Source organism: Salinarchaeum laminariae (assembly GCF_023204835.1).
Lineage (GTDB): Archaea > Halobacteriota > Halobacteria > Halobacteriales > Salinarchaeaceae > Salinarchaeum > Salinarchaeum laminariae.
Window position 1 is genome coordinate 2994060 of record NZ_CP096270.1, and the last position, 26462, is coordinate 3020521.

Sequence of the window (26462 nt, forward strand, 5' to 3'; positions counted from 1 at the left end):
TGTACGAAGACACAGGGGAAACAACGACTGACGAGCCCCCACCGTCATACCGCAGTTGAAAGATTCACTCAAATAGTACGGGGAGGCCTTCGTCGACGACAATCCTTGGGCAGGGAGTCTACCTTCGCATTGATGTACCATTCTCAATAGGGGCAAAGGGTTATTATCTAGTCAACTAGCGGTTGCTATTGTGCACATAGAGGAGGGACCTGCGATCGAGGCGGTTGGTGAGCGTGAAATTGACTTCACGGTAGCTCAGCTGCTGTCTACATCGCCGCAGTTCAGACGCTGGTTCGTTGAGCAAGTCGTTCCCGACGCCCATTTTGGGGAATTTATCGGCGTAATTACGCATGCGCATTACGCTGGTGAGGGAGAGTCGGACATCGAATTCGGGTTCCTGACACAGGCGGGAGATCGGCACGTCGTTTTGATCGAGAATAAAATCAACGCTGCGAAACAGCCTGATCAGATCGAACGCTACTACAATCGAGGCGAGATCCGGGTTGAACGTCACGAGTGGGATTCGTTCTCAGTCTGTCTTTTGGCGCCGGAGGGATACGTCTCGAAGGCTGATGAGACGGGCGTTGACTCGGTTATTCACTATGAGGCGGTTCAGGCTCAGCTCGTGGAGCTCTCACACGATGGGGCGCCGTTCTTTCAAGACATATTCGAGACGGCGATGCGGAAATCGAGTACTGTTGATGCTTCGGCGACGATTGCTTCGATCGAGAATCGAGTTCATGCACAGACAGGGCTCCCACTGACCACCGCATTTACTGGACGGAAACGAGTGTCATTTCAGTCAAGCCACCCGGACCATCCCGACGCCGTCTGGTACGATGCATTCATCGGGAAAACGGGTGAGTCCGGCAGGACAACCGTCAGGCTGCATATCGAGAGTATTGAGGAATTGACGGAGGAACGACGAAACGCCCTCAAGTCGACCATATCCCGACACACCGAAGCGATTCCTGGATACGAATGCCATTTTCACAGGAAAGTGAACATAGTGTCTACGACAATCTGGCACGAAGATGCGCTTCAGGATCCAGGTTTCGAGGACCACATTGAAGCGATAGTAGATGAGCTGATTCACCTGTCTACTACAATTCACCCGATTCTCGTCGAGGAAGACATCGCTTGACCCGAAGACATCAGCACCTGACTGTCGCCACCAAGTCGATTGGCCCGAGATGTAATTCGAACGTCATTCGTGCTGTGCTTGCTATTTTCGGCTGTTTCATGTTTGTGAAGTCAATCCTGCCGGCACATGTGTTCGACAGTCACCGACGCTGCTAGTCCTTCCGTGCCTCGGTGTGTCCCAGTAGAGGCGCTGCGTTTTCTCTTGGGAAATTGAGAACGGATCTTGGAGCAACGGGCTAAACTGGAATCTCGTCTAATCCATCCGCAATGTCGTGAAATAGCCGGTCTAGTAAGATCATCCTCTCAACGGTTTTCTCGATGATTGTGGTAGCGTCTTGATCGGTGTCGATTTCCCATCCGAAGTAGAGGCGCTTCCAGTAGTCGGAACCGTGCTTGTTCCGGAGGATGTCTTTCACTTCGTCGGGGTCGGTGTACTCCTGGATGTCTCGTTCGGGGTGATTGAATCTGTTTCAGGACGTGCGGAGCGTCATGCCATTCTCCGTGACGAGTTCAGCGAGTCGGTCTTGGTTTGCTTCTACGAAGGCACCGGCGTCGTCGCTGACTGCGTGGACGTGGTGGGCGACGAAGAGTTCGTTGCGGATCGCTGGGATCAGGAGTACTGGGTGGTATTTGGCGTCGACGTGTTCCGGGTGGTCCTGCGGGTGGAAGGGGATGATGTGGACGGATTGGTTCAGTGAGATCGATCGGTTCCGCTCCGCAACGGAGAGACTGGTCGTTGTGGCGTGGTGCGGGACGGTATTGTCGTACCGTGTGTACAGGTCGATCCCGGAGAGTTGTCGGTGAAGCTCGAACGCCAATTCGACGACGTGTTCATCGTGCCGGGCGAACCACTCGCGTGTCTGTTCGAACGGCTCGAAGCCACTGAAAGTCTCGTAGTTTTCGTTCTCGAACATTCGTTGAAGCATCCGGATGGAGTCGGTGTCAGGGTCGAATGCCTGGACGCGTTCGGCGACGTCGTACCAACTGAGCCATTCGACGTCGGTCCGACTGAGCGGGTTCGTCGGATGGTCTGTGAAGACGTACAAGTGAGTGGTTCGCCCGCCACTGTTGCGTTCGAGTTTCCGAAGTTCCCCGTCGAGTTGGGCGTCGCTGGGGACGGCGTTCCCCGTCTTTGATTCGTATCCGACGAGTTCGTCCGTGTCTTCGACGACCCAGTCGAGGATCCAGTCCGTGTCGTCGTCCCGGGGGGTACGTGGCAGTCGGTCACGCTGGGTTGCAACGACAGTTGCCTCCTCGGAGAACTCGAGAGTGTCATGAATCGAATTCAGTACCGCTGGGCCGTGTTCCAGAGAGAGAGAGGGACAGCAGGGAAGCGAAGAAGTCGTTCTGTGACTCCTCCCCACGAATATGCCGGAAGAACGTGTCCTCAGCCATCGATGCAGGAATTCACCGGATCGAGGTTTACTCTTCGGGCATATGAGAATGCACGAAGCAGCTACAACTTTCCGTTTGAGGGGTTTATCAGTCCTGTAGAAACCAGGGAGGGTCACCGCCCCGCTCTTCGATGAAATCCTTGGCGTCTTCCAATGATGTGAGCCTTACTACATCGCGGCCGCCGTACATTTCGACTGGAGCTTCTGGATCTCGAGCGAGATTTTCCAGAACGTTTCCGACTTTCCCTTTATTGTGGCTCGCAAATCCCCATCCTTGCACAGTTGATATCTGCTTCTTGTGCTGCCCTGTAACCTTGTTTGAGGCGAGTTTTCTCACAACTTTGACCTCAAGATTAGAATCGCAGTCAGACATCGTGGATATATTTGATCCTGTCCCACATAAGTGTTGTTCAATATCTACATAGAGTCGGTTTGAATCTCTTCCATGTTTCTGATAAAGCCTGCGAGTGTATATGAAAACCACTACCTTTAATTCTATGGGGGTCAATTTCTCGTGTATGCCACGACGGCTCCAACCAGCTGGGACAGCGCCGACGAATGATTCAATCGCTAATAGCAATGGAGACATCACACCGTAGGAGGTGCCCTGACTAGAAGGGGTATTGAGACTGATAGATAGCGCCGGGTATATGCTGACCCCCGCCTGTTGGTGATGAAGATTGGCGGGAACGCAACATGGAAGCCAAAAAGAAAGAACCGACCGGATCGTACGCAGAAGGAACGGTCCTCACCGAACTATTCGGTGAAACACCCAAGGTCAAGATAATCGCAGCATTGCTGTCCGAGAGTGACGTCGATCTGAACGTGACACAGATCGCCGAATTAGCGGGACTCCACCGGACAACCGTTCATGGCCACATCGATGACCTGCGAAACCTCGAGGTCATCGAAGAAACAAGAAAGGTAGGCGGTAGCCCCATGTACCGAATCAATCGAGAGAGTGACGTCGCCGAGGACGTCGCAGAATTGGAGTGGGACCTGCTCGACGTGGTAGCAGAAGAGTAGCTTCCATCCACTTTCGGCATTTCATTCCATAGCAGTAGTCAACTCGGAGGAGTAGCTCCAGCCCATAGAGAGGTGATTGCAATGTTCGGGCAGGGACATTCTGAGCGCGTGCTGATGCACTGGGTTGTGAGGTTGATTTGGTTTTGGTCCAGTCTGGTTTGATCGATTGAGAGACGCAGACTAGAACCCCCGTTGCATCTATTGCGTATCGTGACGCACTGTGTTGGAACGGTGAAGACGGTCACGACACGAATCCCCCGATGACGACGAAGCGGCACTTGCTGAGCTGGAAGAGGAGATGAGTGCTGATCGGTCAGAGGTGCTTCGGCGGCCCATCCGGCAGGGCCTCGGTGATTGGCGCAAGGAGCGAGTACTCGATCAACCCATCGACCACCGCATCACGCTGCGGAAGGCGTCGGAACTCGCAGATATCTCGTACGTCGAACTTCTGACGCTCGCCGCTGAGGAAGGAATCTACGTTGGATACACGACGGAGGATCTCGAGCGGGACCTCGACTGCATCAAATGGTTGTCGTCGACGCGTCCGCGTTGATTCCGTTAGCGCGGGTCGGGCGGCTCGATCTCATCGAGACCGCTTTCAATGAGGGGCGGACAACCGAAGCGGTTCGGGAGTAAGTCCTTACAGAGGGGAATCTTGGGACCGCTGCGCTCAAGGGATTTCTGGCGGACGTGACGGCTCACGACACGCCTGCTAGGGCCGAGGAAGTAGCGTCGATGGAGGGAACCGCGGTGGACGACGCGGCAGTGATCCTGCTTGCTGAGACAGGTGGGGAACTTCTCCTCGCCAACGACAAGGGCTACTCGAGGTTGCACGGAGCCACGGCGTTGAGTGCTGGTGGGTGACGACACTGTTGCTCAGTTGCACCAAAAATGGAGAGACGACAGGCGACGAGGCAGCGGACCTCCTGTATGACCTCGTAGACGAAGGGATGAACCTGCACCCGAAGGTCGAATCGCAAGTGCTGAACAAACTTCGCGAACGAGGCGGTTGAATCAGCGTTATTGCGTGCCAGTCTCTGCAACGGGAATCCCGTACTTGGCTGGGTGACCGGCATGGGCCAGTTCCTGACGCGGGTTCGAAGCCGTCCCATTCGATCTGCTCGCCGATGAGATCGGGTAGATACTCGTTGCCGGGTGCAGAACGAGGTTCGATGAACCCGCCGTTCCAGTAGTGATATGGGTCGTCTGCGCACACGCCGATGAAAGGCGGAGTGAGCCGGATGCGATGTGACCCTCGAAGGCGAAGGGGTCGGCGAGCAGGGCGGTGGGGATCAGATATTGGATATGCCGGCGCGCGGAGTGACGCGGCGTAGGCGAGGGCGGTGACTAGTACTCAGCATCAACTCGGCAAAGACTAATATGAGAGAGGTACGGGAATTGACTCAATGAATGAACCGCCGTTGAACGTCGACTTTTGGGCGTCACGGTACCGGGTGTACGAGCGTGATAATGAGGAGTACGAGGCGGCGCTCGGTGAATCAAGTCTCGTTGACAAAGCGGAGCGTCTCTGGGAGTGGAAGGGATTGAATCGCAGCGTTGAATTTGAGGATATCCGGCCGGCAATCGATGATCTTGACATTGACCGGTACGTCGACTTGGAGCCGGACGCCGCGGTGCGGGAAGTGTTGGACCAGCTTCGGGAGAACGGCCCGATAGATGGGGACGGGCTTGTGACGCCGGCCTTCCTACTGCATCTTGGAGCGAGTTCACCTGGTGATTCGTCTGTGACGTTCCCGATTTACGATCGGCGCGTGTGGAATGCGTACGTGTATCTCTGGGGGCTGCGCGGTGCAGACGAGCGACTGGCCTGGGCGGCAAGCAAGAGCACGGATGAGTACGGGAGGTTTTCGCAGCGTTTTCAGGAGAGTCGTGCGGGCGTTGCTCCGCGTCGGTATGAGCAGGCGTTGTTCATGTTTGGTGGCTTCATCATGAGCCTGGCAAGCGGTGATCAGCCGACGTCGATTCAGACGGTCGACGAGGTGCTCGGTGAGCAGGAGGACGCGTTACGCCGGACGCAAGAGACTGCGGGGTACGGTGTGGTGAATCTGGAGACGGTTCGCGGAGAACAACGGTAGCACGAGGGGTTTTGTACGTGGCTGGTGAGGATGCGGGCATGGATCGGTGTGGTGTTTGCGGGCGGTTCCGGGAGGGTGGCGGTGATCCGCACCCGGAGGAAGAGTCGTGCCCGCATGACGATCTGGGGTTGTACGAGTCATCTCCTGACGAGTCGTTATTGGAGGTGGTGCGGTGCACGGTTCCTGTGAACTCGGTGGCGGTGCGCGGCTGGTCACCCTCGTACCCGTTGTTCCGTCAGGTGCGTGAAACCAGGATGTGGACACCCACTGAATACGAGGTTGTTGAAGCCGGGGGTGTGGATTGTTCGCGGTGGAAGAAGGTTATTGAGACGGTCCCTGAGGAGGGGACGTTTTACCGTATCGAGTATGATCCAGGATCGCGATCGTTGATTGACTGGTACAAAGTGACTGGTGGATCAAGTGAGCTCGTGACTGCGGAGTTCCGCTCGTTTCTCCATATGGATGCTGGTGACGTGTCGTTTTTCGGGGCGACTGGGGAGTTGTAGCGAACGGTCGGGAGTTGGGTATGTTCGAGCGTGCGAAGGCGACGCTGTTCGTGTGTGGACCGTGACCCTGCTTCGGTTTGGTCCGTGGTGCCACATCCTGGCGAGGATTGGGAGGAGAGTCGCGGAATTGCTTGCTGAGATAATAATCGAGGGGCAGTGACCGGTGACCAAGGTCCTGTGGAGCCTGTCAGTGTGTCTGTGGGGAGCTTGGCAGTGGTGATTCGAGCGATCGTGTGAGTGCGACTCACTGTGAAGCGCTGTTGTGGCTAGCTGAATCGGTTTGCTAGTGAGGAAACTTCGATTCAACCGCGTACAGCCCAAAGTATTTTAAATAAATGCCGGCTAAATTAGCACATGGGACATAAAGATAGCCACGAAGAGCTTGAAAATCTGCTGATGGAACGTGCGGATGAGTCTGAAATTCTAGAGGGGGAGATTGAAGTTGCTGACGAGTACTTCCTGATCGGTGCGCATGATGACAGGGAGGCTGTGGATCACGCTGTGGAAGGGTTGAACGAGACGTTGCTAACCGATTTCGACTATGTAGCTGAGCCGTTCCTCCACCCCGACACGGGGGAACAAACTGTGAGGGTTGTAGTAGAATCGGTCAAAGAATCTGAGAAAGAGGTAGCGACGAACATCAAGAACCACTTATCCGAAATTGAGGATTGAGGAGAGTTACTCGTCAGCGTGATCCAGGTCGTGTTGGACCGACAAGGGTGTCGACGCTTCGCTTCTGGTTCACCGCTTGAGGGACTGGTCCGTCGCTTGAGTCACGAAGCGTTCGACGACCCAAACGCCGCCCTAGTGCAGTTAGCGGATAATTTTGGGGCGTCTCGCCGGTCGGCGGCAGTTCCGTGGGTGCAACGACGTCATCGTAGGACGTTGCGTCGACCAACGGCTCGAGTTCGAGCCAGAGATCACGAATTCGTTGGAGCGCCGGGAGATAAATCGGGCCGAACTCGCCGGCTCGATCGTCGTCGCTCATACCGCGAGCTGGTGGCTGGCCTCGTCGTAGGCAAGTGCCGCTTGGGCGACGGCGAGATTCTGCCGCGTCGTTCGCCACGCGGTGAGGTCGTCCCAGCCGTCCGTCTCCTCGGCGTCGAGTTGCTGGGCGAGTTCCTCCGGTGATACTACGTCGTGACGGTCTTCATAACGCCGAACCTCGGTCTTCATCTCCTTGATGCTGTCCAGCAACTCCGGCCGGGTGACTTCCTCACGAAGTTCGTGGATCCGGGACATCAATACTCGGTCGCTGTTTCGCTTGTACAGCGTTGTTTGGCCGTCCGGTTCCGTCTCGGCGAAGCCAGTGTTCACGAGCGACTTGCAGTGCCGACGTGCCGTGGGTCGCTTACAAGCGCGCGGGCGGCGATCTCGGCTGCTGACTGCCCGGCGTGGGTTTGTTCGACGATTTCGTACACCCGTTCGAACGGTGTCGTGTCGTCTTTCCAGTCTGCTTTGACCTGCTCGTTGACGTCATCCCGCGACTCGGTCATACTGGGGTTACACGCCCCAGGAACAAATAATTTCCTGGGAAAAATATTCCGTTCGATGATGCTTGTGCAGGAGCATTGTCAGGCTACTTGCCCCTCTACCGCCTCGTGATACGTACGGACACTCGTTGGCGTGACGACCCCGGAGTCGACGACGGCACTATGCGTCCCCCCTACCCCTGCTTTGTAGAGGCAGGCCGCTGCGAACCCGGCTGGATGGACGGCCGTCGTGACGCCGCGTTCCTCGGCCTGCTCCGCGAGCGTTCGGGCCCCGCTGTCGGGTCTCGTCTGGACACTCGAGGTCCGAGGCGAGGCGCGGCACGAACATGCTGGGGGAGACGGGCTCAGCGGGATTGCCCAGCTCTTCGTTCAGCGTTTTGTACGCGTTCGTGACGCGTGACTCCGCGACGCGGGCCATCTCGCTGACGTCGTCCACTAACCGTGAGAGACCGTTGCACCGGCAGGCGCCGTAGACGCTGGCCGCGGCGATGGCCTCGATGGATCTGCCTCGAAGCGATCCTCGTCTTGGGCGCTCCGGAAGAGCTGACACGCCTGGTCGCGGACCGAATCGGAGAGTTCGAGGGCACTTGTCAACCGGCGGACTTCGCCCAGCCCGTGCGCGAGATTCCGTTCCGCTTTCGACTGCCAGCGGCCACGGGACTGCTCACGGCGCATTCGAGCCAGCCGCTGCCGCTTCTGCCCAGAGATGTGGTTCCCCTTCGCGTCGGTTCCACGACCGATTTCCGTCGACAGCCCTCGATCGTGGCGAGCGGCAGTGAGCGGTGCGCCCGTACGTTCGCACTCGTCGTCGTACGCCCGCCATTCCGGCCCGTGATCGATACGCTGCTCGTCGATGACCAGCCCACAGTCCTCGCAGACCGTTTCGACCGCGTTCGTGTGACCCGGCCGTCGCACTCGGGGCATTGGTTTGCACTCGATTCCGTTCGGACGTCTTCGTCGAATCCGTTCTCGTAGATGTCTCTGGTTGCCATCGTTGTCACCGTGTTCAGGGAACCCGCCAGTATGGCACGCCCCTCACCCATCAAGGGGTAAATAAACTCCAATTGCTCCCAAAGCTCCATCATCTACTCTGCTGAAACACAAGAAAGAGTAACTCAGAATGCCCAGCGATACTGACCCACTTTCTCAGACAATCCACGATCAGCTTCTGGAGCTTCTTCAGGAAGGAGAAATCGATGAGGAAACCACCGAAGACGAGATCGCGGAAGCTACTAGCGAGGTCATTGAGGCTGTCGGGGATAGTATGTACCAGCAGGTCCGCGAGGATGACGAGGGATTGCGACGGCTCTATGAAACCAAGGCAGAATTTCAGCGCGGGATCGAAGATCGCTGGGGGGAACCTTTGGAACTGCTTGAACGGTTTATTATCTGGTCGCAGGAAACCGGTGATGCAATTAACTCGGAATATCGGCTCCAGGCAGCTCAGGAACAGGACTTCGTCTTTGACGCTCTGACTCGACTTCACGCGCGGGCAGTACAGATCGGGATGGAGATCCACCACCTGCTCAAAGGTGGATTTGCTGATGGAGCCTTTGCCCGCTGGCGGTCCCTTCACGAACTCTCGATCACTACTACCTTCATTAAGCAATCAGGCTCCGACACAGCCGAGCGTTTTCTGCACTACCGATATCTCTGGGAATACTACTTCGCTCAGACGTATCAAGAACACGCAGACGACCTCGATGAGGAACCGATCGCTGGTGAGACGATGGCGTCACTCGAAGAGGGGAAAGTGGAGCTGGTAGAGCGGTTTGGATCCGATTTCGACGATAACGGGTACGGAACCGGGTGGGCGGCAGACGCCTACGAAGGTGGTGGCGGGCCGTCGATTAGAGGCCTCCAGGAAGCTGGTGATCTGGATCACTACCAGCCATATTACCGGTTAGCCAGCGAATCGGTTCATGGAGGTTCGAAGGGGACGCTTGACCGGCTCGGTATCATCGACATTCCCGATGTTGAACAGCCCGACCTCCTACTGGCTGGCCCGTCGAACGCAGGGTTGGCCCGTCCAGGCCAGTTAACGGCGGTTTCCTTGGCACAAATCACGTTTGCGTTCATCGAGTGGCAGTCGTCTGCGACTCATATAGCGGAAATGAAGGGTATGGAAAAACTCGTGAGCGACATCCAAGATGCGTTCGCAGCGGCTGCCGAAGAACTAGAGGAGGACGAACGAGACCGATTGGAGGAGTGGGCCGATCAAGATATCACCGATATTGCTCTAAACTACGTCGGCGCAACAGTGCTGTTCACCGACGAATTCGTACGTGAACAGACCGAGTTTGAGTCACAATCGGAGTTTGAGAACGCGCTCCCGATCTACCTTGATGAGATGACGGATGTAGACGATCTTCCAGAATCTGTTGACACAACGATTCGAACTAATTCCGGTTACAACTCCCTCGAAGAACTGGTTGATGCTGCTTTTGAAGAATGGGTTTACCGAGAGGCCGATCTCTCCGAGTTCGATGTCGATTCGTGATCGAGGTTGTGGCTGCGCGCGCAGCGAAGCGAGCACGGAGCGGAGGGTGGGGCGGTGGGGTCAGGGTCGGTCCGGCACACAGGAAAAAAGAACGGCGCCGCGCTCGCCTACTCTTCCCACCACCGACCGCGCTCTGGGAATTCGATTGACTCCGCCGCCGAAGAAGCCGCCACCACTACGTGTTTCGTTGAATCGTGATGAGTACTGCGGCAATCGCTGCAATCGCGCCGATAACGAGCGGAACCGGCTGGTTGGGAAACGCACCCCATTCCCAGTCGAAGAGAACGGAGCCACCGACGGCGATGACGACTACGATGAGGCCGATTATGGTGCCGATCGTCGAGCTATCGCGTTTGGGGAGCATACGAAACGACTACCAGCCCATAGTATAAACAGGAATGTCACGGCTCCAAGACGTGGAACTGTGGGATCCGGTTTATCTTGATAGCTGGGGAAGACTGCATGGAACACGTGGATGAGGACGTCCGTGAGATCGGTGCGCTACTGGCCGACGAGACAACCCAGCAGATACTCATCGAAACAACCACTGAACCGATGTCTGCGGACGAACTGAGCGACGCCTGTGACGTCTCGCCACAGACCGTCTACCGGCGATTGGAGGACCTGATCGAATACGGCATGGTTACCGAAGACCTCGAACTAGACGACGACGGCCATCACTACAACGTGTACACTGCGACGCTCGACCGCGTCATCATCGAACTGACGTCGGATGGATTCACGCTCGAACTCTCACTCCGCGAGCGGATGGCCGCTCGCTTCACGCAGTTCGTCGACGAGGTGCGTGACCGATGATCCCGCTCCAGGTGAGTCCGAGTCTCCAGTCCCAGATCGCGTTCGTCCTCACGATCACGTCGACGCTTCTCGGACTTGCGGTGGGGTATCTCGCGCTGCGTGGGTACTGGCAGAGCCGACGACGACCGATGCTGTTCATCGCTGTTGGGTTTTTCCTCGTCTTCTGGACGCCGGTGCTCCTCGTCGCCGGTCCGTATCTCGTCCCACTCGTCGGTCCATTCGTGTATGGAATGCTGGGGGAGATCAGCCAGATTGCCGGTCTCCTATGTATTCTGTACGGCTTGCGGATGCCCTATCTCCAACGCAACTCGTAACGGGGTACTAGGTGGTCATGTCGATACAAACGCACGATGAATCTTTCGCGTAGGTTGAAAGCGAAAGGGAACAGGGGTAAGTAGTGCGAGAGTGTCAGAGGCCAGTTCGAAGGCCACCTGCGACTATCCACCGATCGATAGGCTCACAAAAATCGCTTAGCGATACAATCTAGTGAACACGGAAGTACACGTGAATGGTCGTGGCTGCGCGCGCAGCGACCATCGGGAGCGAGCACGGAGCGGAGGGTGGGGTGGTGGGGTCTGGGTCGGCCCGGCACACAATAAAAAGAAGTGTGCGTCAGCTGGCTATGCTTCCCACCAGCGGCCACGCTCTGGGAAGTGGATGTCCGACCACCCGGTCAGCGCGATTGAGCACCGTCCTTCATACCAGTTCTTCTTCACGGCCCGGAACCGGACCGTCTCACCCTCGCTCACCACCGTCTTCCGGGATGCCTCCCAGATGGTGAGCTTGATTTTCCCGCTATCGTCCTCGATCAGCCCGACCTGAGAAATCGAGGTGTCGCTCGGATCCCAGAGTTGCGTGATTTCACCCTGGATCGTCACCTCACCGACCGGGACGTCCGGCACATCCGCGATGGGCACGATTGCCCGCGGCGCGGCCTTCACCTCCTATAGCGTCTCGAGCACCGCCTTCGTGACGTCCCGGCCGCGCGCCACCTTCTCGGCCAGCTGCTTCGCGACGACCGCTCTCGACCAGCCGCCCTGCACTTCGTCGGTGATCCGCATCGTCTGCTTGTTCACCGCCGCGAGTTCGTTTTGCGTCAGCTCCTCTCAGGGATCGTGCGCTCCGTCGACGCCGGCTCGTCACGGCCACATAGCTCGCTGATGACCTCACGCGTGCGCTGCTCGCGATCGTCCTGCGTACCGAGTTCGGCCTGGGCACTGATGCGCTCCAGTTCGGCTTCCCGCGCTTGAATGCGCTCCTCCAGTTCGGCCTCCGCCTCTTCGATCCGTTGAGTTCAACCAACATCGATCATCGTCCCTCCAGCTGACTATACACCTGTCGCTGACGGTGATGGCACATTTCGAATCACCTCGTCAAGTACAGGCATGACCGACTGCGCCTGCACCCTTTGCTGGCGCCTATAAACAACGCAGAGTATCCGGACCAATTCATTTCCCCAAGGATGGTCACACGAGGTTTCATTAGCGACGCACGTTCTCAACGGTGTATGGTTCGAACCGTGGCTGATGTCCCGAGCTACGAACTTGCCTCGGTTGATTCTCAGGACAACCTGATTTCTGCGATTGAGATAATGTTCGAAAAGGACTATTCTCAATTGGGCGTCGAACGTGGCGGGGAACTGATCGGGATGGTGTCCTATCGATCAATCTCACGAGTGCTGTCCATACTACGTAAGTTGGGGGCTGATAAGAATCTCCCCGGGCGAACGGTACAGATCGCTACCGAAGATGTCGAACCCGTGGTGAAGCCCACGGCAGATCTCGTCCTCCTCTTTGACTTGTTGGCCGAAGATCCGTATGTGCTGGTTGATGATCCCGACCAAGAGTCGTTGCAGATTCTCACGAACTACGATCTTCTTCATTATCTCCGGGACTCGATCGAACCCTTTCTGATGATTGAGGACATCGAAATCGCGATTAGAACGCTCCTCCAAGAAGCGTTTACCGATGATCTCGATACTGAACTGCAAAACTTCTACCAAGATAAGGATATCCGGACGCCCGTGGGGCTGACCGACTGTAGTTTCGGCCATTACCCACAGTTCATGTGTCAGAATTGGCCCCAGTTTGAGTCGTACTTTGAAGAGAACGGCGACTTCGTTCGTCGACTAATCAATGAGGTCGGGGATGTCCGCAATCAGATCTTCCATTTCCGATCCGAAGGTCATAATCCGGATGTTGATGAGGCGCTCTTGAATTTTGCTCATAGCTATTTTGCAGACCGAATATCTCGAACCCCATCGTCATAACCTCTCTTTGCTGAGAATCGATGGTCGGTCGCGAGCGACGTGGAGGGCGGCAGCGGGGAGCGGGGCGGCCCGGTACGTACACACCTGTCCAACTGGTTCCACCGCTCGGCGCAGCCATTCGCGTTCTGGTGGACTCAGAAAGGGCGAGGCCGTCTCGGTCGTCCCCCGACCCCACAAGCACCGCAGGGACGAGGCGCGTAGCGGCGGTCGCGAGACGTCGAGCGGCCGAGGGCTTTCGAGGTGTCGTGGACGGTCGATCGAAGCTCAGTACCCGTTAGTGACCGGTGGAACGCAGCTCCTCGATGAACCGGAAGCCGTTCACGAACGTCACCGAGTCACCGTACCCCTCGCTGGCGAGCACGGTTTCAGCGCCTTCGCCGGCCGCGATATCGGTCGTGTAGATGTACACCTCGGTGGCCGTCCCCGCGCTGAGCTCTTGGGCAGCCAGTGCGGCGAGCGCAGCGTCCGCCCGTTCAACCTCGTCGGCAGGACGGTCGTCAGCGTTCGCGATGTACCGCTGGACGCCGTCCATCACCCGAGACACGATGGGCTCGGAGAACTCGAGCGGCGCCGCCACCGTCGCCCAGCCCTCGTCGATCGCGGCGTCGACCGGGACCTCCTCGACGTCGGGGTCGTCGACGGTCAACTCCTCGACGTCGGGGTCGTCGACGGTCAACTCCTCGTACACTCGCTCGGGGAGGACGAAGGTGACGTCGTTCCGGCGAGCGAATCGGCGCACTGCTTGGTAGCGACTGTTCCTCGGCTGTCCCATCGCGACGAACAGCCCGGTATCGGCGATGTGGAGCCGGCTCACGCGTCGTCAGCCGCGTCGCCGTCGTCGATATCCAACTCGTCGAGTCCCGCCCCCGCTTCCTCGATGTCATAGTGCTCGTGGACGACGGGCCGGAGCGCCTGGAGGATCATCTCCGCGGCCAGCGGGGAGATATCGAGGTCGTCGGCCATCAGCCGGTGGGTCACCTCACCGCGTTCGCGAGCGACCGCGTAGGTGAGCGCGGTCGCGAGGCCGGCGACGCCGTGGCGGTCGATGTAGGTGTCGATGTCGGCGTTCGTCTCCCGGCGGCCGACGGCGTCGATGAGCGCCGGCGTGATCGTGTACTCGCGGTCGCCGGCGGCCGTCGTCACGGTCAGGTCGATATCTCGGGCGGCGTACCGACGGGGCTGTTCGTCGTCGGTGACGTCGACGACGCCGGCGTCGACGAGCCGATTGACGTAGCTGTAGGCCGTTCCCTGTGCGAGCTCGAGGTTGTCCATCACGTCCTGGACGGTCGCCTCACCCTCACGAGCGAGGTAGGCGTACAGCTGAGCGAGCTGTGGCTCCTCCAGCAGGTCCGCGACCGAGAGGAAGTCCCGGACGATGTCGCCGTCGGCGCGATCTGAAGTGCGTGACACGGGCCGTTCTTGATTACAGTTTACAGCGAAACAGTAAAGAGTGTTTGGGTCACTCCGCCGGCGTTCTGACGAGGTGCTCCTCGAGGTCGCGCGTCCAGTACGTCGCCAGGCCACCTGGGCTACAGCGCTCGCACAGCTGCACCGGGCCTTCGAGATGACCGAGTTCGACGCGGAAGCGCGTCAGCGCCGCGAGCGCGTCGACGACGAGCCCACAGCTGTCGCAGGCGAGTGATCGCGCTCGTTGGGATCCGGTTCCGTTTGGATCGCGCAGTCGACGCAGATCGGGTGGGTGACCCGCTCGTCTTCGCCCCAGGTATGCGCCTCGCCCACCTTGGTGCCAGGTGGCGCGTCACAGAACGCACACCCGGTGAGCGTCTGCTGCATCACTCGCTCTCCGCGTCGGCCTCGCGGCCGGCCGTCCAGCCACGATGGAAGACGGCCAGCTGCGTCGCCGAGTCGAAGGTAGTGCCACTCGGCTCGTGAACCAGAACTTGGTCCTCAGGAACCGGAGTGACGACGTCCGCGTCGATGAGGTCGTCAACCAGGCTCCGGGCCGTCGCGTCGTCGACGTCCGCGGTCGCGACGCTCGCGGCGTCGCGGTCCTGTGCGAGGAGTTCGGTCTCGAGTTGTTCGTGGTCGGCACTCGTGTCGTCGTGCGGATCGGGACCAGGCATGATGAACCACGCTGCGCACGCTGTCGCGCGCTGCACGCCTCCCGGCGCCGCCAAACAGACCAGTCGGAGGGCGTCAGTCAGGTCGAGGATCGCGATAGCCGATGACGGCGACGTCGTCGATGAACAGGACGCCTTTCATGAAGTCGAGCTTGGTCAGGCTGTGCTGATAGAGGTTGTGCCGCCCCAGATAGTTCACCGGGACGATGAGGCAGCCGAACTCGATTTTCGGCCGGCTATCCTTCTGTGTCCGGTACCCTTTCTGGAATTTGAGCAGGTCGTCGCTGACGTTCTTCCGCTCGCTCTTTTCTACCTCGATGGCGATGCGGTCAGTGGCGTCGTAGAGGTCAACGCTGTAGTTGAATCCCTGATGCGACCAGAGCTTGCAGTTGGGGTTGTAGCCACCGGCGGCGTCCCCTTCATACTCGTACTGCGGGAGGTTATCGGCAATCGCGGCGTCGAACGCACCGATTTCGTTGTGCTTCGACGTGTCCTCGAAGACAGTTACCGGAACGGCTTCGACAGCTGAATGAATCGCTTCCAGGGCGGGTTCGGGAAATGTCTCTGAAGAGGTCTGGGTGCGGCGCTCGCTCAATCGGGTGACGTGCTCAACGACCACCATACTGTCGCTCGACGGACAGAGCCCCGATAAACCCCGTCGCAATGGACGCTCGGACCGACTGCTCGCCAGACTATACACCCTCGAGGAACGGCGCGGAGAGAGGGTAATGGAGAGGGATTCTAGTGACGTCGTGACCCAACACCGCACCGAGAGTCGCCAACGTGTTGGGTGAGGTTGTGAGCTATTGAGTGTGGAGTTCTCGAACCAGTTTCACGGTGAACGTATCCGGCTCGTTGGCTGTCGCCTCTCACCTGCGCCCACTAGCGAGACTACCGGCCGAATGTGCTGAGTGATGAGTTCCTCGCCGACGGGGCTCCCGGCAACCGCCAGCGGTCGTTCTCGCCGTGGACGATGTAGATAGCAAAGCACACGCCGAAGAGCACGGGACCAAGGGTCAGGAGATCAACGTCGATCGACGGTACTGGCTCGCTCGACATGATGAGCATTGTCGCGGCCGCGACGCCGGCAGCTGTGCCGGCATAGCGTGTCGCTGCACGCCGATTGCCGCCGGTCGACGCGATGCTCTGGAGGGCGTAGCCAAGCTCCAGGACGGCCCAGCGAGCAACACCCATCGCCTCCGATGTCGCGACCAGTCCGCTTCGAAGGCTTCGACGTTGCTCGGGGAACCTTCGGTAGGGGAAGCAACAACTAAGCACAACTGGCTACAATCGGCTACACAATGCCGGTTCGCCTCGACGAGCACGAACCCGACGTCGAGCTCACGCCGGGCACCACGGAATCTGACTTCGTGGCGTTCCTCTACAGCAACCCCGAGTACGGATACCGGCCAGCCGAGATCAGAGACGCACTCGATACCCCGCGAGGAACCGCGACAACGACGCTGAAACGCCTTCACGAGCAGGGGTACATCGGGAAAACGAGCGACAGTCACTACCACGCACTCGACCAGCGCGACGATCTCAGGCGGTACGTCACCTCACTCGAGCAACTCCACCGAATGTTCGCTGAACGAGGCGAACCGGAAGACGCCGGTGTGGTACCAGACCAGGTCGATGAAGACGAACTCGAGGCCGAGCTTGAAGCGTTAGAAGCGTCACTCGACCGCGAGCAGTAGCCCAATCAGGCCGCCACTTTGAGAAGTTTTGACAGCAACAATACTTCTCCCACAGGGTCACGGTGCGTATCGAGCCGACAGCAGGTGAGTACTTTCGGGTCGGTCCACCAGACCCGTGACAAAGTGAGTAGGCCGGGGAGGGGCTCTCCGGGTGATCTGCGATACGAAACTACGAATGCCAGACAGTGTGATTTCTACTCCCGGTCAGGTAGATACCCTGGGAACTCGCCTGCAGGCCCTTCCCGGAACACCTCCCGATATGTCTCTTCGAATACGTCGTTGATCGTGTACAGGAGGTCATTCTCACTACTGCAGAATTCATTAACGGCCGTATCGAGCTGTTGGAAGTACGATTCGGCCAGATTGTGTGGGTCCAGTTGGTATTTTTTCGTTACGAGTGCAGAGGCGCTTCCCAGTCGATGTTCATCTGCGCCGATGGAATTGATCGCGGCGCTTAGCCGCTCAGCATAGTCGTCGGTGCATTTCTCAGTGAACACAGAGTTAAACGACCTGCCAGCATGATGCTCTTCGTTGTGTACATTCCGTGCTGGTGGTAGCCGAAGCCGGACGGAGAGGGTTCGATTCCGGAGAGAATCGGTCGTCGGTGCATGCCGGAAGTACAGTTTGATGGTACTCGACTGGTTGAGCGGGTCTTGCTGCCAGTACTCGGGGAGGATGCCTTGCCACTTGGCGTTACTGGACGGTGAGGTCGTCCATCCAGAGGTCTGGAAATCGTACTTCTGGGTAAGTTTCCCCTCCCAGCTATTCGTCAGATAAGTGCTCAGTTCTTCGAAATCACTCTCGAACTGACTGTTTGCCTTTTCGACCTGCTGGATGAGGTTTCTGTGCTCGAAGTACAGGGTGAGTCGCTCGTTCAGTTCGTCTTCGTCGATAGATGAGTCCATGTTCTCGGTTTGTTTCAGCGACTGAATGAAATCTGTGAACTGAATAACGCTCCGGTTGGGGTAGTCGAAGATGGCGTCGTCGATCTCTGCTTCAAAGCTCTCGACGATATCAGCCCAGGCGACCGGTTCGAACGTCTTATCTGAAGGTGGTGGAGCGGTGTCGCGTTTCACGTAGAGGTACTCGGTGTCATCTAATCGGTCGACGATCAGTTCGTCCGAATCAAACCAGCTGAACCTCCACTTGTCCGTCTTAGCGTATTTCCTCGTTTGTCCATGGCCTTCTTCGGCGCCGACTTTCAACTCCAGAAACACCGCCCACCGAGGGTGGTCGCTCAAGGAGCTGCCGCCGGCGATAACGAGATCGATTCGTCCGCCCGATTCGTCGTCGACGATACCGACTTCCTCCTCAATTTCGATGTGCTGGCCGGTGAGATTGAATTCGTGGAATTCGATGCTTTCAAAGAACGTTTTGAGAAGTGTGTATCGAAACCCGTGTGGTTTCTGCGGGTCCAGAAAGTACTGCAGCGTGTATTGGTAGCTCGCCTCTCTTGACCCGGGGAGTATTGAGAAGAGGCTCACGGGGCGTTCTACAGTTCGGTCAAGTTCCATGTACGCCTCGATGAAGTCTTCCAATTCCTCGGCTTCTAACTCAGGGGCGTACTCAGTCATATCAAGTCCATTCCTGAATCGCCGTTCAATCTACCTTCCACCCAACGTAAAGAAACCGGCCAGAGTAACAGTTATACAGGTCATAATGAAACTGTATCGCAGACTTCGCTTCGAGGTGCTTCGTGCCCGGAGAGGGTGCCACGGCAGTGTGTTACTCTAATACCCTGGCCGGGTGCCTGCTACTGGCGAGTTCGGACTTATTTGGAGCGGCAGTCTTTCTGTGGCTCTGAAGCCGATTCTTAGCGGAGCACCGACGATCTCTGAGCGAATCGAACTCGACTGGCCAGCCGAGCGCGTCGCCACACGCCAGACCGAGCAGCACCCCTTTGGCGCGCTGTGTTGTCATGCAGGAGTTGATGGCGCGGGCCCGGATAGGTACTACCTTGGAGCCAACCACCATACGGCCGAGACAAGCGTCCGCTAAGCTTCGTGGTTGTAGCAGTCGTCACTGGGCCCTAGCTAATTGATAGATGCGGTCGCGACTGGTTCCCTCGGCGTCGATCAGGTTGTACTGCTCCATTTTGGAGAGGTAGTTTCGAACGGTCCGGTCGGTTTTTGCGTCATCAACGCGGTCACGGTACGCGTCGTACAAGTCGGGCGGCTCGATGGTGCCGGCTTCCTCGATAATGTCGTAGATTGCTCGCTGGTGCGGAGTGAGCGTCTCCAAACTTTTCTGCCGGACTGCTTCGCGGGCTTGCGGGATGGCGTTCATGATCCGTTCATCGGTGATCGCGTCGGCACCGTCGCGGTCGGCGGCTTGAGCGGCGCTACGAAGAATCGAGAGTGCGAAGCGGGCGTCGCCGGCCGCTTCGTCGGCGATCGTTTCCAGAAAAGAAGGGTCGATGGTATCCGGTGCAAGGCCTTTGTCTACGCGTTGGGCCATGATCGCGACGAGGGCATCGAGACCGTACCGGTCGAAGTGGACACGCTCGCTGCCTCGCAAGCGGCTCGTCAACCGGGCGTCCGTGTCGGCGAACAACTCGTTTTCGCTGTTCGCGATCAACACCATGGAGAACTGCGAGAATTCATGCAAGTCGTACAAGATGCGTTTGCCTTGGAGTTGATCGACTTCGTCGAGCACGAGGACGCAGTGTTCCCCAGTGTAGTTTCGGAGTCGTTCGATGAGTTCGTCGCGCGGCGTGGACTGCCTGTGGATGTCGAGGTTTCCCCCGAGGCCTTCGAGGATCCGGTAGAGCGTGCGGTATGCGGAGTAGTTCTGCCAGCAGTTGACGTACAGCGTTTCAATGTCGAGGCGTTCCTCACGGAGCCGGTCGGTGGTGAATTTCGCGATGCAGGTCTTCCCGACACCGGACGGACCGGTCAGCAGCGCTGTTTCGGCTGGTTCACCGCGCGTAACGGGATCGAGAACGCCGGACAGGTGTTCGACCTCGGGATCGCGATGTACGACCTCGTGAGGAACGAAGCCTTCGCGCAGGAATCGGGCGTCTTCGATCATTATAGCGTGTTAGTGCCCGGATTCCCATAAATGGAATCGGGTGATTTCCAGAAATTCCAGACCCAGGCTGGGAAGCGCGATCAGAATCGAGAGCCGCTTCGGTAGGGCCCGAACGCGTCCACCTAGACCTATCAGCTACTCAACGCGGGCCTTCGTCGTGTTTTTCCGTGTCCTCAGTACTGGCGTTCCGGAGATTCTCCCGATACTGCGCCCATGCTTCATACATCTCGACACGCTCTTCCTCGCTCATCGTGTCGTGCTTGTCCTCGTCGAAGAAGGGGAGCTCCTCTTTCTCCGGAACCGTCATGAGTTGACCGAGCGGGTAGATCTTCTCGTAGTAGTGTTCCAGCACCTATTCTTCGCCGTGGTCTTCGACGGCTTGCTGGATGTACTCCGTTGCTTCTGGGTAGTCCTCCGCGAGCTCTTCCATCGTTGGGCCGGGGTTTCGAGGCTGCGTATGTACAGGCTGGGTAGAAAAGCAGTTTTCCATGATATAGCACGTTCTTTGAATCTGCCGGTAAAGAGCGTCTGTCGCCCGATATTAGGAACTGCAGTGGTTGATCACTCCAGGTTTGATAGTGAGGCAGGTAGAGTTGATGAGCGAAGCCCCGAGAAGCGGAGCTTCGGCAGGTGAATAGCCGTACGCGAATTTACACCTATATAATCGTTAGGAGAATATGTCTTGAGAAGTGGTAAAGATATGTGGAATTCTTTGAATAATATTGACTTTCGGGGCGAGGTCTTATTAGTAAGCAAAGGACCAATTCACCTATGGGAACAGGAAAGAAAGCAGGACACCCCGTATCACACACCGACTCGTTCACAAGCACCCTCACGGGCAGCGACGGAAACTACACAGGGCATGCACAGTACGAGGACGGCGTCGACGAGACGTACGGCCGTGATGTCACCATCGAATCCCCACCCGACGACATAGCTACCTATCAGCACCGACGCCCCCTCGAAGCAATACTCCACGAAACGAATCGACAGGAAATCCAGTACAGCGGCGACCGAACCACAGTATTCGACAAGGCGATACTCGATCTCGCCAACCCAGCGCTCACAGTTGTAGACGCGCCACTATCGAAACTTCCAGTCGATCCGCAGTACGTCAAAGCCCTACTACTTCACGACGCGTGGTGCATGAACTCCCGGCCAGGATTAACGCGGCATCTTGAGAACAATCCCGAAATCTCCGATCGCATCGGATTCGAGTCTACCCCGGACCAATCCACGTTCGCGTTGAAAGCAGGCGAGATGGCCGACACCGGGTACCGGCAGGCTGTGCAGGAAGCAGCGATTCACGCCGTGTTCGCCGCGTACCGCAACGGAGTTGAGCCGCCTGCTGAGGTCAAAACCGCGTACGAACTGGAAGCTCACGAGACGATCACCGACCCCGCATTGGAAGCGACGTACCATCACGAGTTGATGGAGTGGATCGAGTTCGTCTTCGATGCGATCCTGGATCCACTGTCGTTCGGTCGCCGCCCGAATCGCTCAAAAACAGTCAAGCAAGTGCTCGGCTCAATCGCGTTAGGCGCGTTAAGCAATAGCCCGACAGCAGGGTACGACACCGGGAAGTGGCGGTTCGATTCAGACGAGATACCGACACCTGCGCACGTTAGTGAGCTAGTCAGGGAGTTGGAGTTCGATGAGATTACAGACATGTTCACGCAAGTCAATCGGTTGTTCATTCGGTGCGCGTCGGATCTGGGATTCTTTGACCAAGAGTACGATTACGCGGTTGACACGACGTGGATCGACTGGGGCCGGGATGCGGAGGACTGGATGGAACTAATCAACAATCCGAAAGAATGCGCGTCGGGGAAGGGCTGGTGCTTCGCAGCCGTGACGGTATGCGACACAGATGCGCGATTCGCGCTTGGTCTGGACCTAGTGCGTGAGAAAGGAGCGACGATCCAGCATTTCAGGCGGCTGTTACGGATGGCTGCCCAAGAAGGTGAGATCGGGCGAATCCATGCCGATCGAGAATTCTTCGCTGGTGACGCGGTATCAGCATTCCGAGTGCTTGCGGGGAATCACTGGGTTATCCGAGCGAAGCGACAAGAGAACGGCGATGTCGCGGACGCGATCAACAATATCTCGGGGGAAGCTCCGATCGCTGACACCAGTCTCGAATTCGCGAACCTCCGAAAAAACGTTGACTTCTACGCGCATCCCCGCCCAGAGAAACACCGGAGTAACTCCGACAAGACGCACATGCCGTTCATCACAGATTTGCCAAAAGAGGATACAGACCTGCGGAGCATATACTACCAGTATGCGTACAGGTGGAGTGCGGAGACGTACTTCAGACAGCTGAAACATAGGTTCGCACCTACCACAGAGAGTCCCTCACCCAAACTCCGGCTGTTCTACCTGAACGTCGCGACAATCTTCTACAACATCCACACGCTGATCAACCGCGCCACCTCCGGGCTCGGCTATCCCCTCAACGCCGAATTCTACCAAGTCCTCAACGCCATCGTCGAAACCACATTCACACGAAAGCACCCGACCGATCCATGCTGACAGCAGTGCTTCCCGCAGAGCGACTCGCAACCGCCGTGGACGCCGCGGCGACATTTGATGAAGAGTGCCACCTCACCATCACCGATGATGGGATCACGTTCCGCGGAACAAACGAAACCCGCGAAGGCTGGGTCAGAGTCGAGGTCAGCAAGGCAGCGTTCGAGGACTTCGATCTCGACGGAGACAGAATCGACGCCACGATCAACCTCGAAAACTTCCAGCGCTTCCAACGACTCGCTGCCGGGACCGACACCGTCCAATTCGACTTCGACGATGATGCTGGCCGCGCAGCGCTCCGAGCGAATAACGTGTCGTACTCGTTCCCACCTATCGTCTCAAAGTACGTCCCGGGAATCCCGGCGCGACACCCGCCGCAACGGCCAGTGGCGATCCGGTTCCCTGGCGACGCGCTGCACGTCCCAGTCAGATTAGCCGAGCCCCTCACAGCACGAATCGCAATCGAAGATCGCCAAGACGGGAACATACTATCGATCACAGCTCACGGTGACGACGATTCGCTGGAGTATACAATCCACCAAGAGACAACCGAAGGAGGACAGATCCCAAGCGTCGAGGCAGTCCTCGCGCTGGACAACGTCACCTCGATTTACGACACCATCCCGAACGAAGCGAGGGTTCGAATGGCGCTCGGGGAGAAAGGCCCGATCGTCGCGCAGTTCTCCTTCGCCGACGGAGAGGGGTTGGCACGGTATCGGCTTGAGCAGGTCGCGTGACCATTGGCGTGTTCGGCAGAATCGCACCCATCTCAATCGAAGTTGCCGCTGAGGCAATTACCTGGGTGATTTTTAAGTATCGAGCAACTTGATCTGTGTAGACGGCCGATTCCGGGTGGTTCAGGGCCTGGACGTGATCCGGCGACCGGTCAGAACCCGTGAGGCGGAGGTTGCCCTCTCACGGCAATTATGTCTCGACATCTTCATCGGATTACTATCCGTCCTACCGCGCCCACCGACGGCGTTGAGCGATTGCTCGAAATCCAGAGGGGAGGGAGAATACGGAGACCAGCTGCGGCCAAGTCTTTATAAGTAAATAATAAATAAGAATGTCACTTCGCTCATGACAGCCCCTGAACACCCCCCAGAGATCACCGCAGCACTCACCGATGCCGTCGACAACCATGACACCGTCCAACGCCACTACAGCGAATTCTACGAGTGGATGCTGACCGCAGGCGCAGATCCAAATCGACGCGAACCCCTCCGAGCACCCACAGCGGAAAACTACGTTCAGCGTCTAGACCGGATCCACAGGCAAATTCTCAACTACATTCATCCAGAAGACGACTCGTACATCCGCGACGACCACGCTGACGTCTACCTGTACTTGGTCGACAGTGGCAACATCACGAAGCAAAACGGCGACGAGTACGGCGAATCATCGAAACGAAAACTCGCGGACACCCTCCAGAAATACTTCCTGTGGCGATACAACAAAGGAGACCTGGACTACCAGTGGAAGCCTGAGATCGCGTTCTCAGACGAGAAACAGACTACGACGTACAAATTCAACTACGTGGAGCTCGGGCGGCTCCTTGAGACTGCTGAGACGTACAGCTCAATGCCATCATACCACTCCGCTTCAGAAGAGGAGCGCGGTCGGATCAGCGCGCTCGTCGCCCAGCGCCTCGGCATCAAGAAAGACGCTGTCACCCAGAACGACTGGCTGCACGCTGACGACAGCGCGAAAACCCACGCACTCGTCGCCGTTAGCTACGACGCTGGGCTCGCTCCAATTGAGATCGAGAACGCCGAACCGAGCTGGTATGACTCTAGCCGTCAAACCCTGCGGATCCCGACGGAGCACGCGTGCAAACAGCGGGGGAAAGAAATCGTCGCCCTCTCAGACCGATCAGCCGAAGCGTTGAGTCGATGGCTGCGCGAACGCCGGCTTCTCGAGAAGTACGACGACACGAGCAAGCTCTGGCTCAACCGCGACGGGAACACCTACGACTCTGCGAATCTGTGCTACCTGATCAAGCAACTCTGTGAGGAAGCCGGAATCGAAGCCGATTCCCGGAAAATCCGGTGGTATAGCCTCCGAAAATCCATGGGTCGCAACCTCACACAGGAAGGAGACCTCTCTGAAGCGAACGATCAACTTCGGCACGAACTCCTCGAGTCCACAAAGGAGTACGATGAAACCCCCGTCGCGAAGCTGCGGAATCGGATCAATGAGTCACACGACAAAGCCGCACGTGCGGCGGCCGACCCGACCTACGACCCGTACGCCGACGAGAATGACGCGGCGACCGGGGAAACGAGCCCGGACGACGCTATCACGCGCAACGATAACGGGACTATCCATGTCGACGCCATGATCCAGGACAACACTGACGCGAAAGTCGACGTCACACAACAACTCCTGGATGACGACTGACAATCGCAGTCGAAACCGACCGCAGATATCGCGGCTCTCAGTACCGCTACGACGCCGTTACCCCATCCGGTCCAGGGCGTCCTGACGGCTCTCCGGTGGGGCCTGTGAGTATTTCATCGTGGTCTCAGGCGATCGGTGGCGAAGCTGAGCTTGGGCTGCTGACAGGTCTTCTTCGGTCACCATGTACGTCCCTGTGGAGTGACGGATGCTGTACCAGCTCATCTTCCGGTTCTCCGTGTCGATGTCCGCGGCGTCGCACAGCCGATGGAGCAACCGTCGGAGCGACTGCGACTGATACGTATTGCCAAATCGAGTCAGCCAGAGCTTGTCCGTGTCCTCGTACTTCTCGATAGTCGCACGCTCAGTGAGCCACTTTTCGAGCATCTCAACGGTCTTGGATTGGAGGCTGACGATCCAGTCCGTCGAACTTTTCGCGGCATCCTCCCGCGGGATCCTCAACACCTCGTTATCGAGATCGACCCAAGACGTTCGCGCCCGCTCGACTTCGATCGGGCGAAGGCCGCCGTCGAGACTCGTCCAGACCAGGGTCGAGATTTTCCAGCTATTCGCCCGTTCCCAATCCTCACGCGTCAACTCCGATTTGGGCGTCCCAAACCGCTGCGCGAGATACGCCTTCCACCGATCGCGACGCTCACCGTACGCGTTGTCGAAGGACGGAACCGTACCGTCTTCAAGCGCGGCATTCCGAACCTTCCCGCGTTCGGCATTGGTCAGGTAGTCCCTGGGAATTGAGCTCTGGTTAGGCTGCGAGAACGTGATCTCCGGTTCCCACGCGTTGGCGCCGCGCTGGTGATGGCGCCACGAATAGAGCATCATCAGCGACTTCCTGCAGGCGTTCTTGTGGGCGTTTGACTTGTCCAAGTGCGCCAGGTGCCGCAGGTACGCGTCGGCGTGCGTCGTCGTGACATCCGTCGTGTAGCTGTGTTCATTCCACACCCAACGGTAGAATTTGTCCATCCGGTAGGCCCGGGTCTCGACCGTACCTTGGGCGTAGCCATCAGCGCGGTTCGGATCCTTTCCGAAGGCGAGCAGCCATTTGAGACAGTGCTCTCGCTCGGTTCGATAGTCGACTAGCTGGTGCTCGTTGAGTCGTTCGTGGGTTGGTTCAGGAACGAGCGTAATCCCGTCCAACAGGCCATCATCGCCACCATTTGTCCCCGTCATTCGGCGTCACCTCCCCACCCTCGTCGTTGCCTGTCGATTTTGCCCGATCGCAAGACGGCGTCGGGAAAACCCAAGCTAATGTGTTTGCCGTTAATTCCAACCGAATCGCCAGTGGGCGTCGGGGTCGATCCTGTCGCGTACGTGGTAAGTCGTGCGGTCATGGTCGATCACGACGACCGAAACCGCGTGAAGGCGCAAGGACGAGAATGCTCCGGCAGGGATTCGAACCCTGGTCATTGCCGTGAGAGGGCAATATGATTGGCCGGACTACACCACCGGAGCGCGTTTTTCGGT

26 protein-coding genes, 1 tRNA gene and 6 pseudogenes are annotated in these 26462 nt (G+C 57.8%); 14 read left to right on the plus strand and 19 right to left on the minus strand.

All coding sequences use genetic code 11. The features are described 5' to 3' along the window. The first annotated feature begins 190 nt into the window (after positions 1-190). Positions 191-1144 carry a PD-(D/E)XK nuclease family protein gene (locus MXF70_RS14230; protein ID WP_248516327.1) on the plus strand — a complete coding sequence of 318 codons (954 nt, stop codon included), beginning with the start codon at positions 191-193 and terminating at the stop codon, positions 1142-1144. A 235-nt stretch (positions 1145-1379) separates the two neighbouring features. On the opposite strand, the gene MXF70_RS14235 is transcribed toward MXF70_RS14230, so the two are convergent. From MXF70_RS14235 to MXF70_RS14245, 3 genes are read right to left on the minus strand one after another with little or no spacing between them, the layout of a single operon-like run. Continuing rightward, complete coding sequence (locus tag MXF70_RS14235) at positions 1380-1559, minus strand: hypothetical protein (RefSeq protein ID WP_248516328.1); 180 nt, start codon at positions 1557-1559, stop codon at positions 1380-1382. Between the two features lie 54 nt (positions 1560-1613). Then, entirely contained in the window at positions 1614-2654 is a 1041-nt protein-coding gene (locus tag MXF70_RS14240) for a hypothetical protein (protein WP_248516329.1), read from the minus strand. After that, a complete protein-coding gene (locus MXF70_RS14245; protein ID WP_248516330.1) occupies positions 2626-2910 on the minus strand; it encodes a hypothetical protein in 285 nt (94 codons plus the stop codon). The genes MXF70_RS14240 and MXF70_RS14245 overlap by 29 nt, the downstream gene beginning before the upstream one ends. Positions 2911-3233: 323 nt before the next feature. On the opposite strand from MXF70_RS14245, the gene MXF70_RS14250 reads away from it, so the two are divergent. The 5 genes from MXF70_RS14250 to MXF70_RS14270 all read left to right on the plus strand — a co-directional run bounded on the left by MXF70_RS14250 (position 3234) and on the right by MXF70_RS14270 (position 6837). Continuing rightward, positions 3234-3563, plus strand: a complete 330-nt coding sequence (locus tag MXF70_RS14250) for a winged helix-turn-helix domain-containing protein (protein WP_248516331.1) — start codon at positions 3234-3236, stop codon at positions 3561-3563. 298 nt (positions 3564-3861) lie between these two features. After that, positions 3862-4116, plus strand: coding sequence for a UPF0175 family protein (locus tag MXF70_RS14255; RefSeq protein WP_248516332.1), 255 nt, complete (start codon positions 3862-3864; stop codon positions 4114-4116). A gap of 853 nt (positions 4117-4969) precedes the next feature. Next, positions 4970-5659 (plus strand): hypothetical protein, encoded by a 690-nt coding sequence (locus MXF70_RS14260; RefSeq protein WP_248516333.1) that lies wholly within the window; start codon positions 4970-4972, stop codon positions 5657-5659. A 17-nt stretch (positions 5660-5676) separates the two neighbouring features. Further along, positions 5677-6165, plus strand: coding sequence for a hypothetical protein (locus tag MXF70_RS14265; RefSeq protein WP_248516334.1), 489 nt, complete (start codon positions 5677-5679; stop codon positions 6163-6165). 354 nt (positions 6166-6519) lie between these two features. Further along, the gene (locus tag MXF70_RS14270; RefSeq protein ID WP_248516335.1) at positions 6520-6837 is read left to right on the plus strand and encodes a hypothetical protein; all 318 of its coding nucleotides are present in this window, start codon (positions 6520-6522) and stop codon (positions 6835-6837) included. 312 nt (positions 6838-7149) lie between these two features. On the opposite strand, the pseudogene MXF70_RS15465 reads toward MXF70_RS14270, so the two are convergent. Together MXF70_RS15465 and MXF70_RS14280 are read right to left on the minus strand one after the other, a co-directional pair. After that, a pseudogene (locus MXF70_RS15465) lies at positions 7150-7661 on the minus strand (winged helix-turn-helix domain-containing protein). 78 nt (positions 7662-7739) lie between these two features. After that, positions 7740-8650: pseudogene (locus MXF70_RS14280) on the minus strand (transcription initiation factor IIB). Between the two features lie 128 nt (positions 8651-8778). Between MXF70_RS14280 and MXF70_RS14285 the strand changes: the two are divergent. Beyond that, a complete protein-coding gene (locus tag MXF70_RS14285) occupies positions 8779-10158 on the plus strand; it encodes a DUF5677 domain-containing protein (protein ID WP_248516336.1) in 1380 nt (459 codons plus the stop codon). A gap of 175 nt (positions 10159-10333) precedes the next feature. On the opposite strand, the gene MXF70_RS14290 is transcribed toward MXF70_RS14285, so the two are convergent. Further along, positions 10334-10522: a multidrug transporter gene (locus tag MXF70_RS14290; protein WP_248516337.1), complete on the minus strand. Its 189-nt coding sequence runs from the start codon at positions 10520-10522 to the stop codon at positions 10334-10336. 98 nt (positions 10523-10620) lie between these two features. Between MXF70_RS14290 and MXF70_RS14295 the strand changes: the two genes are divergently transcribed. Together MXF70_RS14295 and MXF70_RS14300 are read left to right on the plus strand one after the other, a co-directional pair. Further along, on the plus strand, positions 10621-10974 hold the full coding sequence (locus tag MXF70_RS14295; protein WP_248516338.1) for a winged helix-turn-helix domain-containing protein: 354 nt from the start codon (positions 10621-10623) through the stop codon (positions 10972-10974). Next, on the plus strand, positions 10971-11288 hold the full coding sequence (locus MXF70_RS14300; RefSeq protein WP_248516339.1) for a DUF7521 family protein: 318 nt from the start codon (positions 10971-10973) through the stop codon (positions 11286-11288). The genes MXF70_RS14295 and MXF70_RS14300 overlap by 4 nt, the downstream gene beginning before the upstream one ends. A gap of 306 nt (positions 11289-11594) precedes the next feature. Here MXF70_RS14300 and MXF70_RS15470 read toward each other — a convergent pair. Next, a pseudogene (locus tag MXF70_RS15470) lies at positions 11595-12241 on the minus strand (DNA-binding protein); the annotation flags it as partial. Between the two features lie 240 nt (positions 12242-12481). On the opposite strand from MXF70_RS15470, the gene MXF70_RS14310 reads away from it, so the two are divergent. Then, positions 12482-13243, plus strand: coding sequence for a CBS domain-containing protein (locus MXF70_RS14310; protein WP_248516341.1), 762 nt, complete (start codon positions 12482-12484; stop codon positions 13241-13243). Positions 13244-13517: 274 nt separating this feature from the next. Here the strand turns inward: MXF70_RS14310 and MXF70_RS14315 are convergent, their stop codons facing one another. The 6 genes and pseudogenes from MXF70_RS14315 to MXF70_RS14340 form a co-directional block, all read right to left on the minus strand. Then, a complete protein-coding gene (locus MXF70_RS14315) occupies positions 13518-14057 on the minus strand; it encodes a PIN domain-containing protein (RefSeq protein ID WP_248516342.1) in 540 nt (179 codons plus the stop codon). Continuing rightward, entirely contained in the window at positions 14054-14653 is a 600-nt protein-coding gene (locus tag MXF70_RS14320) for a DUF7437 domain-containing protein (protein WP_248516343.1), read from the minus strand. Before MXF70_RS14320 ends, MXF70_RS14315 begins: the two co-directional genes overlap by 4 nt. 124 nt (positions 14654-14777) lie before the next feature. Next, positions 14778-15037, minus strand: a pseudogene (locus MXF70_RS15475) (DUF7558 family protein); the annotation flags it as partial. Next, the gene (locus MXF70_RS14330) at positions 15037-15327 is read right to left on the minus strand and encodes a DUF8069 family protein (RefSeq protein ID WP_248516344.1); all 291 of its coding nucleotides are present in this window, start codon (positions 15325-15327) and stop codon (positions 15037-15039) included. The gene MXF70_RS14330 and the pseudogene MXF70_RS15475, both read right to left, overlap by 1 nt. Positions 15328-15400: 73 nt before the next feature. Then, complete coding sequence (locus MXF70_RS14335; RefSeq protein WP_248516345.1) at positions 15401-15946, minus strand: hypothetical protein; 546 nt, start codon at positions 15944-15946, stop codon at positions 15401-15403. Positions 15947-16215: 269 nt separating this feature from the next. Continuing rightward, positions 16216-16518, minus strand: coding sequence for a hypothetical protein (locus MXF70_RS14340; RefSeq protein ID WP_248516346.1), 303 nt, complete (start codon positions 16516-16518; stop codon positions 16216-16218). A 107-nt stretch (positions 16519-16625) separates the two neighbouring features. On the opposite strand from MXF70_RS14340, the gene MXF70_RS14345 reads away from it, so the two are divergent. Continuing rightward, complete coding sequence (locus MXF70_RS14345; RefSeq protein ID WP_248516347.1) at positions 16626-17021, plus strand: MarR family transcriptional regulator; 396 nt, start codon at positions 16626-16628, stop codon at positions 17019-17021. A 194-nt stretch (positions 17022-17215) separates the two neighbouring features. Here the strand turns inward: MXF70_RS14345 and MXF70_RS14350 are convergent, their stop codons facing one another. From MXF70_RS14350 to MXF70_RS14360, 4 genes and pseudogenes are all read right to left on the minus strand, one after another. After that, positions 17216-18595 (minus strand): PD-(D/E)XK nuclease family protein, encoded by a 1380-nt coding sequence (locus MXF70_RS14350; RefSeq protein WP_248516348.1) that lies wholly within the window; start codon positions 18593-18595, stop codon positions 17216-17218. Between the two features lie 265 nt (positions 18596-18860). Further along, positions 18861-18941 (minus strand): annotated as a pseudogene (locus MXF70_RS15525) (ADP-ribosylglycohydrolase family protein); the annotation flags it as partial. 99 nt (positions 18942-19040) lie between these two features. After that, positions 19041-20051, minus strand: a complete 1011-nt coding sequence (locus MXF70_RS14355) for a Cdc6/Cdc18 family protein (RefSeq protein WP_248516349.1) — start codon at positions 20049-20051, stop codon at positions 19041-19043. A 139-nt stretch (positions 20052-20190) separates the two neighbouring features. Continuing rightward, a pseudogene (locus MXF70_RS14360) lies at positions 20191-20481 on the minus strand (DUF8110 family protein). 341 nt (positions 20482-20822) lie between these two features. On the opposite strand from MXF70_RS14360, the gene MXF70_RS14365 reads away from it, so the two are divergent. The 3 genes from MXF70_RS14365 (at position 20823) to MXF70_RS14375 (ending at position 24983) form a co-directional block, all read left to right on the plus strand. Continuing rightward, positions 20823-22586 (plus strand): transposase, encoded by a 1764-nt coding sequence (locus MXF70_RS14365; protein ID WP_248516351.1) that lies wholly within the window; start codon positions 20823-20825, stop codon positions 22584-22586. Beyond that, the gene (locus MXF70_RS14370) at positions 22580-23320 is read left to right on the plus strand and encodes a beta clamp domain-containing protein (RefSeq protein ID WP_248516352.1); all 741 of its coding nucleotides are present in this window, start codon (positions 22580-22582) and stop codon (positions 23318-23320) included. Before MXF70_RS14365 ends, MXF70_RS14370 begins: the two co-directional genes overlap by 7 nt. Positions 23321-23663: 343 nt before the next feature. After that, positions 23664-24983 carry a tyrosine-type recombinase/integrase gene (locus MXF70_RS14375; protein WP_248516353.1) on the plus strand — a complete coding sequence of 440 codons (1320 nt, stop codon included), beginning with the start codon at positions 23664-23666 and terminating at the stop codon, positions 24981-24983. Between the two features lie 57 nt (positions 24984-25040). On the opposite strand, the gene MXF70_RS14380 is transcribed toward MXF70_RS14375, so the two are convergent. Together MXF70_RS14380 and MXF70_RS14385 are read right to left on the minus strand one after the other, a co-directional pair. Further along, positions 25041-26168 carry a tyrosine-type recombinase/integrase gene (locus MXF70_RS14380; protein ID WP_248516354.1) on the minus strand — a complete coding sequence of 376 codons (1128 nt, stop codon included), beginning with the start codon at positions 26166-26168 and terminating at the stop codon, positions 25041-25043. A gap of 207 nt (positions 26169-26375) precedes the next feature. After that, a tRNA-Glu gene (locus MXF70_RS14385) sits at positions 26376-26450 on the minus strand. Between the last annotated feature and the right edge of the window lie 12 nt (positions 26451-26462).